Annotated in this window: 17 protein-coding genes; 12 read left to right on the forward strand and 5 right to left on the reverse strand. The window is 37.1% G+C overall.

What is annotated here, in order from left to right; all coding sequences use genetic code 11:
• Positions 1–13: 13 nt before the first annotated feature.
• On the reverse strand, positions 14–772 hold the full coding sequence (locus tag ACIP9W_RS12150; RefSeq protein ID WP_400789654.1) for a MerR family transcriptional regulator: 759 nt from the start codon (positions 770–772) through the stop codon (positions 14–16).
• Positions 773–936: 164 nt separating this feature from the next.
• Here ACIP9W_RS12150 and ACIP9W_RS12155 point away from each other — a divergent pair, with 164 nt between their 5' ends.
• Together ACIP9W_RS12155 and ACIP9W_RS12160 are read left to right on the forward strand one after the other, a co-directional pair.
• Positions 937–1,524 (forward strand): histidine phosphatase family protein, encoded by a 588-nt coding sequence (locus ACIP9W_RS12155; protein WP_400789657.1) that lies wholly within the window; start codon positions 937–939, stop codon positions 1,522–1,524.
• Positions 1,524–2,018 (forward strand): cupin domain-containing protein, encoded by a 495-nt coding sequence (locus ACIP9W_RS12160; protein ID WP_400789660.1) that lies wholly within the window; start codon positions 1,524–1,526, stop codon positions 2,016–2,018. The genes ACIP9W_RS12155 and ACIP9W_RS12160 overlap by 1 nt, the downstream gene beginning before the upstream one ends.
• Before the next feature lie 64 nt (positions 2,019–2,082).
• Here ACIP9W_RS12160 and ACIP9W_RS12165 read toward each other — a convergent pair whose 3' ends face one another.
• Together ACIP9W_RS12165 and ACIP9W_RS12170 are read right to left on the reverse strand one after the other, a co-directional pair.
• Entirely contained in the window at positions 2,083–3,012 is a 930-nt protein-coding gene (locus ACIP9W_RS12165) for a DsbA family protein (protein ID WP_400789663.1), read from the reverse strand.
• A gap of 1 nt (position 3,013) precedes the next feature.
• Positions 3,014–3,340: a winged helix-turn-helix transcriptional regulator gene (locus ACIP9W_RS12170; protein WP_400789666.1), complete on the reverse strand. Its 327-nt coding sequence runs from the start codon at positions 3,338–3,340 to the stop codon at positions 3,014–3,016.
• 145 nt (positions 3,341–3,485) lie between these two features.
• On the opposite strand from ACIP9W_RS12170, the gene nagZ reads away from it, so the two are divergent.
• Positions 3,486–5,132 carry a beta-N-acetylhexosaminidase gene (gene nagZ, locus ACIP9W_RS12175; protein WP_400789669.1) on the forward strand — a complete coding sequence of 549 codons (1,647 nt, stop codon included), beginning with the start codon at positions 3,486–3,488 and terminating at the stop codon, positions 5,130–5,132.
• Between the two features lie 13 nt (positions 5,133–5,145).
• Positions 5,146–5,919: an alpha/beta fold hydrolase gene (locus tag ACIP9W_RS12180; protein WP_400789672.1), complete on the forward strand. Its 774-nt coding sequence runs from the start codon at positions 5,146–5,148 to the stop codon at positions 5,917–5,919.
• 48 nt (positions 5,920–5,967) lie between these two features.
• On the opposite strand, the gene ACIP9W_RS12185 is transcribed toward ACIP9W_RS12180, so the two are convergent.
• Complete coding sequence (locus ACIP9W_RS12185; protein ID WP_400789675.1) at positions 5,968–6,675, reverse strand: YetF domain-containing protein; 708 nt, start codon at positions 6,673–6,675, stop codon at positions 5,968–5,970.
• A 156-nt stretch (positions 6,676–6,831) separates the two neighbouring features.
• Between ACIP9W_RS12185 and ACIP9W_RS12190 the strand changes: the two genes are divergently transcribed.
• A complete protein-coding gene (locus ACIP9W_RS12190; RefSeq protein ID WP_400789973.1) occupies positions 6,832–8,049 on the forward strand; it encodes an MFS transporter in 1,218 nt (405 codons plus the stop codon).
• Positions 8,050–8,174: 125 nt separating this feature from the next.
• On the opposite strand, the gene ACIP9W_RS12195 is transcribed toward ACIP9W_RS12190, so the two are convergent.
• On the reverse strand, positions 8,175–8,855 hold the full coding sequence (locus tag ACIP9W_RS12195; RefSeq protein ID WP_400789677.1) for a universal stress protein: 681 nt from the start codon (positions 8,853–8,855) through the stop codon (positions 8,175–8,177).
• A 358-nt stretch (positions 8,856–9,213) separates the two neighbouring features.
• On the opposite strand from ACIP9W_RS12195, the gene ACIP9W_RS12200 reads away from it, so the two are divergent.
• From ACIP9W_RS12200 to ACIP9W_RS12230, 7 genes are read left to right on the forward strand one after another with little or no spacing between them, the layout of a single operon-like run.
• Positions 9,214–11,625 carry a Na+/H+ antiporter subunit A gene (locus ACIP9W_RS12200; protein WP_400789680.1) on the forward strand — a complete coding sequence of 804 codons (2,412 nt, stop codon included), beginning with the start codon at positions 9,214–9,216 and terminating at the stop codon, positions 11,623–11,625.
• Positions 11,612–12,034 (forward strand): Na(+)/H(+) antiporter subunit B, encoded by a 423-nt coding sequence (locus ACIP9W_RS12205; protein ID WP_142539341.1) that lies wholly within the window; start codon positions 11,612–11,614, stop codon positions 12,032–12,034. The genes ACIP9W_RS12200 and ACIP9W_RS12205 overlap by 14 nt, the downstream gene beginning before the upstream one ends.
• Before the next feature lie 3 nt (positions 12,035–12,037).
• Positions 12,038–12,376, forward strand: a complete 339-nt coding sequence (locus ACIP9W_RS12210) for a Na(+)/H(+) antiporter subunit C (protein ID WP_282241184.1) — start codon at positions 12,038–12,040, stop codon at positions 12,374–12,376.
• Positions 12,369–13,853 carry a Na+/H+ antiporter subunit D gene (locus ACIP9W_RS12215; protein ID WP_400789976.1) on the forward strand — a complete coding sequence of 495 codons (1,485 nt, stop codon included), beginning with the start codon at positions 12,369–12,371 and terminating at the stop codon, positions 13,851–13,853. The genes ACIP9W_RS12210 and ACIP9W_RS12215 overlap by 8 nt, the downstream gene beginning before the upstream one ends.
• An 18-nt stretch (positions 13,854–13,871) precedes the next feature.
• Positions 13,872–14,354, forward strand: coding sequence for a Na+/H+ antiporter subunit E (locus ACIP9W_RS12220; protein ID WP_282241186.1), 483 nt, complete (start codon positions 13,872–13,874; stop codon positions 14,352–14,354).
• Positions 14,354–14,638: a Na(+)/H(+) antiporter subunit F1 gene (locus tag ACIP9W_RS12225; RefSeq protein WP_282241187.1), complete on the forward strand. Its 285-nt coding sequence runs from the start codon at positions 14,354–14,356 to the stop codon at positions 14,636–14,638. The genes ACIP9W_RS12220 and ACIP9W_RS12225 overlap by 1 nt, the downstream gene beginning before the upstream one ends.
• Positions 14,616–14,975: a Na+/H+ antiporter subunit G gene (locus ACIP9W_RS12230; protein ID WP_282241188.1), complete on the forward strand. Its 360-nt coding sequence runs from the start codon at positions 14,616–14,618 to the stop codon at positions 14,973–14,975. The genes ACIP9W_RS12225 and ACIP9W_RS12230 overlap by 23 nt, the downstream gene beginning before the upstream one ends.
• Positions 14,976–15,252 lie beyond the last annotated feature (277 nt).

Here is a 15,252-nt window from a genome sequence, read left to right on the forward strand (position 1 = left end):
CATAATTCGCCTTTTAGCTTTTTGTGTAAATATGAACAGCATCTCTTAAAAATACTGCCGCACCAGGCTGTATCTTATCGTAGTAAGCAGTAAATCGTTCATCATCCACATACATTTGTGCGACACCGGCATGGGCTTCTTTCGTGTATTGATCCCAGTAAAAGCTCAGCCATTGTCGGTGCAAATCTGCTGTCTTTTGTGCAAGTTCTCCTGCCGGATCACCTGTTACCATTGCTGCTTTTAAATTCAAAGCTAGTTGTTCTTCTAACTTTGTCACTTCTTCATACTGTGCTTGTGTCATTCCTTTTACTTTAGCATTTGATTTATTCACAGTATCCTCGCCATATTTTTCGCGAATTTCTTTGCCATATTTTTGCTCGTTATCATCCACAAGCTTTTGTTTAAAGCCTTCAAATTTTTCTTTGTCCGTCATGATTATCTTCCTTTCTGTTAGTTGTATGGATTTATCCACATTCTCGATTAATAAATCTAATTGCGCTCTTTTTTCCAGTAGTTTTTCTCGATGTTCCTTTAAAGCAGTTGCCCCGTCGAAGTCTTCTGAAGTCATTATTTCTTTAATGCTATCCAAATTAACCCCAAGCTCTCGGTAAAACAAAATTTGCTGCAGTCGATCTACCTCTGCAGAACCGTAAATGCGATACCCTGATGAATTGATACGTGCGGGTTTTAGTAAGCTGATTTCATCATAGTAGCGAAGTGTCCGTGTGCTTATTCCAGCTAGTTGACCAAGCTTTTGTACGGTATATTCCATATCATCACCTCCTAATATCTACAGTCTAAACCTTGACGTTGCGTAAAGGTCAAGTCGAAATTTAAAAAAGACCAATTCAATCAATCTTTTTAAAATGTTGCCGACAGATTGTTTTCATAGTAAATTTCAGTAGAGAGTTAAAGAAAAGCAAAGGGGATTAGAAAATGACAACAATCGGTTTTATAAGACATGGTGTAACAGCATGGAATAAAGAAGGACGAGCTCAAGGAAGCACAGATGTGCCGCTTGATGAAGAAGGTATCCAAATGGCTGAACGTGTTGCTAATAGAATGGAACATGAAGAATGGGATATCATTTATACAAGTCCTTTAATTCGTGCAAAAAGAACGGCAGAAATTATTGCTGAAAAGCAGGCAACACTTCCATTTTATATAGATAAGCGTTTAGGTGAGATTGGTGGAGGAATCATTGAAGGTACTACGGAAGCAGAACGTGTAGCGAAGTGGGGTTTAGAATGGAGAAAGCAAGATATGGGTTTTGAACCAGAGGAAATGATTATTTCTAGAGGGATATCCTTTATCGAAGATGTGAAAGAAGCACATCCTGGTAAACGAGTTTTAGTCGTGAGTCATGGTGGGTTTATCGGAAGGCTTCTAAAGGTATTAGTTCCCCATGGAGATTTTGAAAACGATATAGGCAACACTTCTGTTACCGTAGTAGAGCTTCAAGATAGTAAAAATTTATGTCATCTATTTAACTGTACAAAACACTTAGAAACGAGAGAAGTCTAATGCACAAAAATGCAGATTATTATATACAACATCTAGGTTTAGAGGCACATCCGGAAGGTGGCTACTATAAAAGTACATATGCTTCTGAAGAGACATACAATGTTTTTGGAAAGACGCGAAAACAGTACACGAGTATTTATTTTTTATTAGGGGAAGGCGATGTATCACATTTTCACCGACTGAAATCGGATGAATTATGGTATTTCCATGGTGGCAGTTCGCTAATTGTACATGTGATTGATGAAGAAGGGAATTATGTGGAGCATAAGCTAGGTCTAGATATTGAAAATGGAGAATCTCCTCAAGTGCTTGTTCCTCGTAATTCTATATTTGGATCATCAGTTGTGGCTAATGGAGCGTTTTCGCTCGTTGGATGTATGGTGTCTCCTGGTTTTGATTTTGAGGACTTTGAGCTTTTTACGCAAAGTGAATTACTAGCAAAATATCCAAAACATGAGCAGATTATTCGAAAGATGGCTTATGAGAAATTATAAAATGATGACTAATTGTTATGAAAATACCGTTGGAGTGCGATTGTACCCCAGCGGCATTTTACTTTTACTGATTCAGTTTAATATATTTTTCTCCAAGTACTTCTTCTACGACATAGCTATCGGCAGCCAATTCTTTTTCCACAAAAGCTGCCACATCTTTTGGTGCTACATTATAAAGATCTTCGATTTCACGAGAGAATAATAGTCCTTCTTTTTGAAGAATATGTTGTAATGTATCGACCATTTTTGGTTGTATATTTTCTTCCGGCAATATTTGCTTTAACGCCTGCACGTAATTATCATATGGGCGAGCTCCTACAACTTTTACTCCTTTTTGTTCTTCGTTTAAGAAAATGATTGTTGGGAAGCCACGAACTCCCAGTCTTCCTGCCATGATGAAATCTTCTTGCAAACTTTCTTGTGCAGCTGGCAGATGTGATTCTTTTACGATTTCTTCCCCGTTTAACCCGATGCTGTTAACAATTTCTATTAATAATTGGTCATTACTAATATTTTTATTGAATGGGAAAACGGCTTCTCTTGCTTTTCTCAAAAAGACAGGAGCTAAGCTAGCGTCTTTTTGTTGTACTACTTTATATACACGGGATGGGATATAAGATGAAGTGACTGGATCCTCGAACCAGAAACTACCATCGATTGGCATGCGTGTATGGTCACCTACTTCTCGCCAGTGCCCTGCTACGTCCCCAGGTCCGGAAATTCCATTAGATACATCGGCAAATCCGTCCCATTTTTCAAGTAAACCACCCATTAATGTATGCAGATTGACATACTGACCATACTCTTCCAAAAATTTACGTAATGTCGGTTCTAATGCCCAGCAATGCGAGCAAATCGGATCGGTTACATAATAAAGATCGATTTTTTTAGTTGGAGCAGTTAAATCGATTAGCTCCATTTCGGAATTTCCTTCTCCTGCTGGTCCACAAATACCTGTTTCTAAATCACACATCATTGAATTATTGTTCGTCATGTTATTTCTCCTTTTCTAGTGTAATATGTTGTTTTGCCCAAGCGTGTACCGGTTTGAGTGCTTCTGCAAGTTCCTGTCCGGCCACTGATAAATGGTAAGAAATTTGGACAGATGGCTCCACCATCGTTTTTTTCTCCACTAACCCGTGTTCTGCAAGTTCTGTTAACTTAAGTGACAATGCACGAGGGGTGATGTCATTTAAATCCTTTTTCATATCTGAGAAATGGGCACAATAATTGGGACAGTTAAATAAATAATGAATAATTAAACCGTTCCAGCGGCGGCCAAGTATTTCAAAAGATGATTCTAAATATGGACAAATTTTCATTGTATTCATCCCTCTTTTCTATTTTATTATAATTGGTATAAAAAATATATCAAGTATAAAAATTATATTTAAAATAAAAAAGGTATAAAGGGAAAGACTATAGAATGGGAAAGAAGGGAAAACCAATAGGAAGGAGGGTTCTTGAATGACTAAAAAAGTTGGAATCATTTTCTTATTATTTATTATTATCTCGGTTATTGTGATGGTGATGGAAGATAAAAACGAAACGATAGATAAAGATGTTCAGCCTAAGGAAGAAGGAGCACTACCAGAGGCAGAATCACTTGTTGAACTTGTCTTTGAGCTTGCTTCAAAAGGTCAAGTATTAGATGTACCGTTTATCGCAGGAGAAACGGGTATACAGGAAGTGTATGAGTTATGGGGTGAATCTGCGAGTAAAAGTGAGCTTTCTACAGCTATATATGAAGAGTATCCATCTAAAAAAGCAACGATTGGTCACCAGTCCGATATCGTGTTTGATATAAGAACTTACACCGAAGCTATCCAGCAAATAAGCTTAAAGGATATTGAAAAGGTAAAAGGGGAAGAGGATGCAATAAAATATGATGAGTTGGGCCAACTAATACTCGTGTATGAAGTGGAATCTAATTACCAACTTAAGTGGATCATTCAAAAACCAACAGAAAATGAAGCTAATCCAAAGGTCGATCATATATCTGTTGTTACAGATCCTGTAGAAGTTACGGAACAAGTCAATCCCTTGATAGGTGAGATGACTCTACGAGAAAAAATAGGGCAAATGATTTTTGCGGGAGTGAAAGGAACGGGCCTTTCTGAAGAGACAAAGCAATTAGTTTCTTCAGACAAAGTAGGTGGGCTCATTTTTTTCAAAAATAATTTAAAAGATGTAAAGGAAGCAGTCGCATTATTAAACGCAATCAAAAAAGAAAGTGAAGATGAAAAGTTCCCATTATTTTTAGGCGTCGATCAAGAAGGTGGTAGAATTTCAAGATTACCAGGACTGAGTAAATTACCAACTAATAAGGAAATTGGGAAACTAAATGATTCTTCGTATTCTTATAAAATAGGTGCTCATTTAGGAGAAGAAATGAAGGCTTTTGGTTTTAATGTGGACTTTGCGCCTGTATTGGATGTGAATAGTAATCCTAAAAATCCAGTGATTGGTGATCGTTCATTTGGGAATAATGTGGATATTGTCAGCGAACTGGGTGTTCAGACGATGAAAGGCATTCAAAGTCAAAATATTATCTCTGTTGTAAAGCATTTTCCAGGACATGGAGACACGGATGTAGATTCCCATCTAGAGCTACCGATTATAGAAAAAAGTTTGGAGGATTTACAGAAGCTTGAATTAATCCCGTTTAAACGAGCAATGGAAGAAGGTGCAGATGTCATAATGGTTGCTCATATTTTATTGCCAAAACTTGACCCTTCGTTCCCATCATCTATATCGCATGAAATTATTACTACGCTATTAAGAGACCAGCTACAGTTTGACGGCGTTATCATGACGGACGACATGACGATGAACGCAATCACCCACAACTATGAAATCGGTGAAGCAGCCGTCCGAGCAGTAACAGCTGGAAACGATATTGTGTTAATTGCACATGATTATAACAATGTTCTAAAAGCGATAAATGCAATTGAAGCATCAGTAAAAGACGGGAAGATCTCAGAGGAAAGAATAAATGAAAGTGTACACCGCATTCTTGCGCTAAAAGAAAACTATAAGTTAACTAATAAGGAAGTAACGACAGTCAACATACAGCAACTAAATGAAGCTATAGAACAATTATCGATTAAATAAGGAGATGGGTAGGATGATCATTCAAGTGAATCAAGCGGAAGTAGCATATAAAGAAGAGGGAACAGGAGAACCGATTTTACTTATTCATGGATTTTGTGGTAGCTCTGATTACTGGAGTAATCTTATCCATGAACTTGCCAAAACGTATCGAGTCATTGCATTAGATTTACCAGGTCACGGGGATTCATCAGTGCAGGAAAATATAAACGGAATAGATCAGTATGCTACTTTTATAAGAGATTTTATAGACGAACTAAAAATCGATCGAGTAACAATGTTTGGTCATTCGCTAGGAGGTTATATAACGGTTGCATTTGCTGAGATGTATAGTGATCGACTAAAAGGTTTCTCTTTAATCCATTCTACAGCCTATCCAGATACGGAAGAAGCAAGAAAAGGAAGAGACGCTTCTGCAGACAAAATAGAAACAGCGGGAATGGAAGCATTTATAGAAGGATTAGTTCCTAAATTATTTTCACCTAAACATTTGGAGAGTCATCATAAAGAAATGAGAGAAGTGAAAAATATCGGCTATTCGACATCTCCTGCTGGAGCAAAAAATGCCCTTACTGCTATGAAAAATCGAATAGATCGCCGAAAAGTTATAGAAACTACGAATGTCCCAGTGCTATTAATAGCTGGAGAAGAGGATCAATTGATACCTTCAGAGAAAGTCTTTACGGCAAAGGGGCAACATATAAAACAAATCTTACTAAAAGATGTTGGTCATATGAGTATGTACGAAGCACCTCAAGAATTAATACAAGAAATCTTGGAATTTAAGTGAAGTAATTAGGCGAGCACGTCGCTCGCCCGCTATAAAGCTTACACTGTTTTAAATTCCGTTTTTCTTTAAGCTAATATATAAAGAGCCATTCGTTTGAAGTTGAGCGTAAAATACATCACTGATAGATTCAACTCCGTGTTTACGGAGTTTTTTCATTACCCAATCCTCTGTTAAGTCAAGCTCCTTTAAGTTTTTTTGAACAATTTTTCCGTCAGAGATAATTTCAGAAGGCATAAAGGCGGGAAGCGATACATCTGCTTTAACGTCTAGTTTTGTAGCTTCTTGTTGCGCTACTTTCTTAAAAACACTCAATTCTCCATTGGTCTCGAGAACGGCATAATGGACCTCTTGAATAGAGAAGATAGATTGCTCTCTTAACATCATTAACACATCATCCATATGTAGGCGAGAAGATTTTAATGATTTGACGGAAATCTCTCCATCTTTAATAATAATGGTCGGCTCGTCGTCGATTAACACACGTAATTTTGTAGACTTTAAGGAAATGTAACTCATAAATAATGTGAGAAGAGTCCACCATACTATTGAAACAAGACCATCAAGAAAAGGAGTTTCTTTTTGCGAAGCGATTTCTGCAGCGATGGATCCGATTGAAATGCCTGTAATGTAGTGGAAAAATGTAAGCTGGCTAAGCTGTTTCTTGCCTAAAATACGTGCCAACACTAATAATGCTGCAAAGGAAATAGTAGTCCTAATAATCATTTCCCAAAAGTTCAATTCGAAAAATGTATCCATTTTCTATTCAAACTCCCCTATAAAATAACTTTTTGTTAGTATGACCTACAAGCTTGTAACTATCCCTAAAACAAAAACTTAATCATATTGTCAGAATTTGCGATATAATAACTTTAATGACGTTATTTCGAGAGTAGAAAGAGTGTGATATATAAAATGACGACCGGAACTGTTTCGAGTAGATTAAGTAATCCAGTTTATCCCATTATGTTTGCTATTGGTCTTTGCCATTTATTTAATGATTCGCTTCAAGCTGTTATTCCTGCGATGTTCCCCGTATTAGCCAAGGAGATTGGTTTAACTTTTACCCAGTTAGGTTTAATTTCTTTTGTGTTGAATATTGTAGCGTCTGTATTACAGCCTGTTGTGGGCTTTATAAGCGATAAGAAACCGATGCCTTACGCACTTCCGCTGGGGATGACGAGTTCTTTTCTCGGCATGGCTGGTCTTGCGTTCGCACCTGAATATTGGATGATTTTAGTTTCTGTCATTTTTTTAGGGCTAGGTTCAGCCGTTTTTCATCCAGAAGGTTCTCGAGTTTCTTTTATGGCGGCAGGAACTAAAAGAGGGTTATCTCAATCGATTTATCAAGTAGGTGGAAATTCTGGACAAGCGCTTGCACCTTTAATAAGTGCATTTATCCTTGTGCCACTTGGTCAAAAAGGAGCTGCTCTGTTTTTAGTCGTTGCAGCAGTTGGGATTTTTATCTTATCCAAAATTTCAACTTGGTATAAAAAGCAACTAGAGGAAGAAAAAACAGCGAAAAAGAAAAGAGCGCTACTTTCATCGCTACCAACCCTTACAAAAAAACAAGTAGGAATTGCATTGACACTTTTAATGATTATTATTTTTGCAAGATCATTTTATGTGACGAATATGACAAATTTCTACATTTTCCACTTAATGGATAAATACGGTTTTACAATTCAAAAAGGGCAATTGTTTATATTTATTTTCCTTGCGCTTGGAGCAGTTGGCACGTTTTTTGGAGGACCATGGGCGGATAGATTAGGTAGAAAAAATATTATTTTGCTTTCGGTGCTTGTCCCGATTCCACTAGCGCTATTATTGCCGTATGTTCCGATTTGGACGGTTGTCATTTTACTTGTTTTGATTGGTTTTTTCATCATGTTAAGTTTTTCGGTAACTGTTGTGTATGCACAAGAACTTGTACCGAGTAAGATTGGGACAATGGCTGGGTTAACGGTTGGACTTGCATTTGGAATGGGAGCAGTAGGAGCGGTAGTTATCGGTATTTTAATGGACCATGTTGGGGTTAATACTACTATGATTATTGTTTCGACCTTGCCGATTATAGGACTCGTAGCCTTCGCATTACCAAGGGATCGAAAAATTACATTGGAAGGCAAATAAAAATAGTAGCAGACCAACGAACTGTAAGCTTCGATTAAATGGTCGTTAAAGATGAATGGTACAAATAAAAAGCGAGATATTCAACTGAAAAGTAGTTGAATATCTCGCTAAGATTTCTTCGTTTTCTATAACTTTACACTACAGCCATCGGGTACTTGAGATGTATCTGTAACTAAATTATCTTGAATATGAACTTGATGCATTTTGTTATTATGCATAAACTTGAAAATGCCATTGTCAAAATCTGTTCCTATTTCTTTAAAGAAAATGCCTTCTTGGCACATATTTTTAGCACAAGTGAACGAAACTTTATAGGAGTCTCCGTCAGTAACTAAATAGGCACGGACTCCTTTTTCAAAAATGCCTTCTTCTTCATCTTTTACCGAACGTTCCACTGAAACTACGTGGAAGTCGACGAAAGGAATTTCTCTTAATAGAACGTTCATAAAAGAACCTTTTGTGATTTCTTCCCATCTACTCTGAGCAGTTTGTCCAATAATAATTTGTGTTATATTAAGCTGATGAGCGACTTCTTTAATAACTTTCGAAGAAGAACGTTTTTCATTATCACGAATGATAAATTCTTCTACTTCTAATTCTTCTGACAAATTCTTCCAGTCCTCAATATATTTAGATTTCTCAGCGTCGAACGCATCATATGGAAGTGGGTCTACGGTAAGAATATAAAGTGGGCAATCTAGCATACTTGCCATTTTATGTCCTCTTCTTATCAATCGTTCTCCATTTGGGCCGTAGTATACGCAGACTAGTATACTTTCATCCATCCGACCTTTTGTGTGTTTCACGGTTTCTACACCTCGTTTTTTTAATTGTTTTTCATCTATCTACATGCATGTGCTATTCAAAATCTTCTGCCTTATTCACATCAAGTGCAGTGTCTAGTTCTTTCGTGTATAATTTAACATGATATATTCTTTAATATATCCATGTAATCCATCTTTTATATGAAAAGCATACTTAGTGCTTTTCGCTTAAACAGGCAATGTTAAACACCCCAAATTCTTCTGAAGTACTTATAAGGACCTCATATGGATTCCTATTATGATACTAGTTACTGGGATAGTCAAGTATCCCTTTCAAATGAAATAATTCTTTCAAAACTAAAAATTCATACAATATGTTTTGGAAATAGGAGGCTACAATTTGTTTTCAGTTACTTTCGCTATTATTATTCCATTTATAATAGCTGCTCTCGTGCCATTCATCTATAGGCGATTTAAATTATTGCATATCGGATGGTTTGTCATGTTAGTGCCTATAACGTTGTTTGTAATGCTCGCTAGGCTGATTCCCTCGGTAGCGAGCGGTAAAACGTATATCCATACATACAATTGGATACCCTCATTAAACATTAATTTCACTACTTATTTGGACGGTTTAAGTATGATATTAGGATTACTTATTACCGGTGTAGGAAGTTTAGTAATTCTCTATTCTATTTTTTATCTTTCTACGAAAGAATCACTTCAACATTTTTATTGCTATCTTCTATTATTCATGGGTGCCATGCTTGGTGTCGTATTTTCCGATAACTTAATGGTGTTATATGTGTTTTGGGAATTAACAAGCGTTTCTTCTTTCCTATTAATTGCATTCTGGAATCATCGTAAAGCATCAAGACTCGGTGCTCAAAAAGCAATGCTGATTACAGTAAGCGGTGGAATTGCCATGTTTGTTGGCTTCATCATGCTTCACACAATGTCCGGTTCTTTTAGTATACGTGAAATAATAGCAAACGTAGGGGACTTAACGGATCACGCATTATTCATCCCTGCAATGATTTTAGTATTACTTGGGGCATTCACGAAATCCGCTCAGTTTCCTTTTCATATCTGGTTACCAGATGCAATGGAAGCGCCGACTCCCGTTAGTGCATACTTACACTCAGCGACGATGGTGAAAGCCGGAATTTATATAGTTGCTCGCTTTACACCATTTTTTGGTGGAGATCAACTATGGTTTTGGGTTGTAAGTGGTGTAGGAATGATTACGTTATTCTGGGGTTCGTTTAATGCTGTTCGTCAAACCGATTTAAAGGCATTATTAGCGTATTCTACTATAAGTCAGCTTGGTCTGATTATGAGTTTACTTGGATTAGGTTCTATTGCTTTGCAGTACGGGTATTCAGAGGAATCTATTATTTATACACAGGCTACATTTGCAGCTTTGTTTCATCTCATTAATCACTCCACATTTAAAGGGGCACTATTTATGGTCGTTGGGATTCTTGATCATGAGCTTGGAACACGGGACATCCGTCGCTTAGGTGGATTAATGACCTTTATGCCATTTACTTTTACTGTCGGGGTAATTGGAAGTTTGTCTATGGCTGGACTGCCGCTGTTTAATGGATTTTTAAGCAAGGAAATGTTTTTTGCGGCAACTGTTCAAATAATGAATGCAGATGTATTTTCTTTACAAACACTAGGAATCATTTTTCCTATTATTGCATGGATAGCAAGTGTATTTACATTCGTTTACTGCATGATTATCATTTTCAAAACGTTTCTTGGACCGGTTCAACCGGAGAAACTGGATAAACCACTTCATGAAGCACCTGTGGGGATGCTTATTTCTCCAATAATTTTAAGTGTGTTCGTTGTTGGCATTTTCTTTTTCCCAAATCTTTTGGGCGGCTATATACTGAAGCCATCGATGGAGAGTATTTATCCTACATTTGGAGATCCAGCAAATCTTACGCCTTCCATACATGCTTGGCATGGGATTAAACCTGAATTGCTGATGACGATTGGTGTTGTTTTAGTAGGAGCATTATTATATCGATTCCTTAAAAAGTGGAAGCCGATTTATGGATTATTATCTTCTAGATATACCTTAAATGCATACTATAATAATTTCTTATCGTTTGCAGAAAGTAAATCTACCATTGTAACGAACAAATATATGACAGGACTATTAAGAGATTATTTAGTCTATATTTATATCTTCTTTATCTTAACAGTAGGTGGGTTTTTCTTTTATTCTGGAGCATTTTCACCTAGCTTTTCGATGGATGTAAGGATTAGGGCTTATGAGGTAATTTTGGTTGGTGTGATGGCAGTGGCTGCTGTAGCGATGTTATTTTCGAAGTCTCGTATGACTGCAACTTTGTTAAATGGAGTTTTAGGATATTCTATCGCCATTTTCTTTGTCATTTTCCGAGCACCAGATCTAGCGTTAACTCAGTTGGTCGTGGAATCTATTACAACTGCATTATTCCTATTAGCTTTCTCCCATCTACCTGATTGGAAAAAGGAGAGAGTTCCTTCCAAAACGAAATTAACAAACGCGGTTATTTCTGTGGGGACTGGCGCAGTTGTTGTATTGGTAGCTTTGGCAGTTTTAAATTATGATCGATTTGAAACGATTTCGGCATTTTTTGAGAATGCTTACGAATTGGCGGGCGGTGCAAATATCGTTAACGCTATACTAGGAGATTTCCGTGGGTTTGATACAATGCTTGAGGTAGTCGTTCTCTTTATAGCGGGCTTAGGGGTTTATACAATGATTAAGCTTAGAGCCAAAAAGGGGGATGAAAACATTGAAAATAAATGATGTTATCCTGCGTACAGTCACAAGAATTGTTGTATTTATCATCTTAACATTCGGTGTGTATTTGTTCCTTTCGGGTCACAATACTCCTGGTGGTGGATTTATCGGAGGATTAGTATTGGCATCTGCGATTGTCCTTTTATATCTTTCAAATGATATTGAAAAGGTTCAAAAAAGCCTTCCGCTTGATTTTAAGCTTGTTGCAGCTTCGGGTGTGCTGTTGGCGACTGGAACTGGTTTAGGCTCACTATTGTTTGGGGTGCCATTCATGTCGCAAACATTTGCTTATTTTGACCTTCCTGTCTTTGGTAAAACAGAGCTTACGACAGTAACGATTTTTGAAGCTGGAGTGGCACTTGCTGTAGTTGGTGTAGTGGTAACAATAATTTTAAGTATAAGTGAGGATGAATAGACTATGGAAACGTTAATAATACTACTAATCGGAATATTAGTTGCCGTTGCTACGTATCTAATCCTCTCACGAAATATTATTCGGGTAATTTTAGGGACTGCGGTGCTTTCACATGCGGTTCATTTGCTCATCTTAACGTTGGGTGGTTTGAAAACAGGAAACGTACCATTGTTGACAGAAGCAGATGCGCCTTATACCGATGCATTGCCACAAGCATTAATACTTACCGCAATCGTTATTAGTTTTGCGGTAACGGCATTCGTACTGGTATTAGCATACCGTGCTTATCAAGATAACGGAACGGATGATTTAGATGCACTGAGAGGGACAAATGATGAATAATATAATTGTACTGCCTTTAATAATTCCGATCATGGTTGGGGTTATACTCGTATTTCTTCGACCATATATCAAAACACAGCGTGTGATTAGCTTGGTTACAATGCTTGGTATGGTCGGTATTAGTCTATATATTTTAAACAAAATTCAAACAGAGGGGATCCTCCGATTAGATTTTGGCGGCTGGGAACCTCCGTTTGGTATTCTGTTTGTGGCAGACTCGTTTGCCATGTTATTTGTATTAACGGCTAATATAGTAACAGCAATTTGTCTTATGTATGCTTTTTCTTCCATTGGAGAAAATCACGAGAAAATGTTCTTTTATCCATTTGTTTTATTTTTGATCGCTGGAGTGAATGGCTCTTTTCTAACAGGTGATTTATTTAACTTATTCGTGTGTTTTGAAGTGATGCTTCTTGCTTCTTATGTATTAGTAACATTAGGAGGAAAGAAAGCCCAGCTTAGAGAATCGATTAAGTATGTTGTGATCAATATTCTTTCTTCCTGGTTTTTCTTAGTGGCACTTGCCTATTTATACGGCACGCTAGGTACTTTAAATATGGCCCATTTGTCAGAAAGAGTAGCGGAAGCGGGACAAGGTCCGTTGCTAACAACCATTAGTATTCTATTTTTAATCGTTTTTAGTTTAAAAGCAGGTTTGTTATTGTTCTTTTGGCTGCCTGGTTCTTATAGCGTACCTCCGACGGCGATTGCTGCATTGTTCGGTGCATTATTAACAAAGGTTGGGATTTATGCTTTATTTCGCACATTCACACTCATTTTCTATCATGAACCTTCGATTACACATACATTAATCGGAATTATGGCGGGAGTGACGTTAGTAGTCGGATCTATAGGGGCGATTGCTTACAAAGACGTTCGTTTAATCTCGTCTTATAATGTTGTGATTGCAGTTGGATTTATATTAGTGGGGTTAGCACTTGCTACGCAAACGTCATTCGAAGGATCTATCTATTATGTAATGCACGACATGATAGCAAAAGCCATGTTATTTTTAATAGCTGGTACGATGATCGCTCTGACTGGAAAGACGAAAATTGATGAGATGAGTGGGCTAATACGCAACTATCCTTTATTTGGGTGGATGGTGTTCATTGTAACTTGTTCCCTTGCAGGTATTCCACCACTCAGTGGATTTGTTGGCAAACTGTTAGTTGGAGAAGCTGCTATAGAAGCGGGCTCATACATTTTACTAGCACTTGCGTTTACCTCAAGCATTGTGGTGTTATATTCACTTCTTCGCATTTTTCTTAACTCTATCTTTGGTGAAACAATTATAAGTCTAGAAGATGAGGTGCCATTGAAAAAGGGAATGATTGTTCCTATCGTCTTGCTTGCCATTGGTACGGTTTTTCTTGGACTTGGAGCAGAATTTATATCGGGATATGTAAGTGATGCAGCACATACGCTATCCAACCCTTCTGTTTATATTGAAGCAGTATTAGGTGGAAATAAGTGATAGGAGAGGTGATGAAAAGTGCCAGCACAGTTTTTACTTAATTTATTTATAGCGTTTCTTTGGATGCTGTTACAAGATGAGGATGAACTTAAAATCACGACCTTTTTCGGAGGATTCATCGTTGGAATTGTGATTATCTTCTTAATGCATCGTTTCTTCGGTACACAATTTTACTTAAGAAGGCTATATTCAATTATTAAGCTAATCTTTATATTCATTTCGGAGTTAGCAGCTTCAAGTGTGTTGATAAGTAGGCAAATATTAAGTCCGAGGTTAAAAATAAAACCGGGTATTTTCACATATAAAACAGAACTGCAAGGAGATTGGGAAATCACCACGCTTGCGATGTTGCTTACTTTAACTCCAGGTTCTGTGGTGATGGAAGTGAATCCGGCGGGAGATATGTTTTATATTCACGCAATGGATATCGAGCAGTCAAAAGCAGATGTTCTACGATCTATTACCAAGTTCGAAAAAGCAATTATGGAGGTGACGCGCTAATGGTAGAAAAGATACTCTATACAGCCCTTGCCTTATTTGCTATTACGATTGTAATTGCTTTAATCCGAATTATTAAAGGGCCTTCGATACCAGACCGTGCAGTGGCCTTAGATATGATTGGTGTAAATTTAATCTCTATGATTGCTGTTATTTCCATTGTGTTAAAAACAAAAGCTTTTTTAGAAGCCATTCTAATTTTAGGAATACTTGCTTTCATCAGTACAATCGCCATTTCGAAGTATGTGGAAAGGGGGGTTATCGTTGAACGCACATCAGACGATTGAGTTAGGAGCAGCTTTGCTCATCTTGCTGGGGAGTATTATGAGTGTAATCAGTGCTTTAGGAATTATACGTTTGCCGGACGTGTATACGCGATCACATGCGGCAACGAAAAGTTCCACATTAGCGGTTTTATTATCTCTTACAGGTGCGTTTATCTATTTTTGGGTGCACGAAGGTTTTATAAGTGTAAGATTGTTGCTGGGGATTGTATTTGTATTTTTAACAGCTCCAGTAGCTGGTCATTTAATAACCCGAGCTGCCTATCGAGCAAGGGTAAAACTGACAGATGCCTCTTCAGATGATGAGCTAAAGGATGTTCTTTTTCCAGAAGATAAATAGTTTTAAAAAAGAAGCTAACACTTTAAGAAATAATCTTAAAATGTTAGCTTTTTCTACTCTCACTTGGTAATTATTTATGATAATTTTCTTTTTGTTAATAGAAGAATATTATTCCAATAAAATAAATGTTCAATTAATTTCGATTAATATATTGCATTCGAATTAAATTCATAGTATTATCAAGTCTGATATATTGCATACAACGGTGATAAAGAACAATCATTTGTATAGCATTCATCTAAGAGAAATTTGGCACACGTTAAGAAATGATTATTTC

The sequence above is a fragment of the Psychrobacillus sp. NPDC093180 genome, assembly GCF_044754065.1.
Taxonomy (GTDB): domain Bacteria; phylum Bacillota; class Bacilli; order Bacillales_A; family Planococcaceae; genus Psychrobacillus.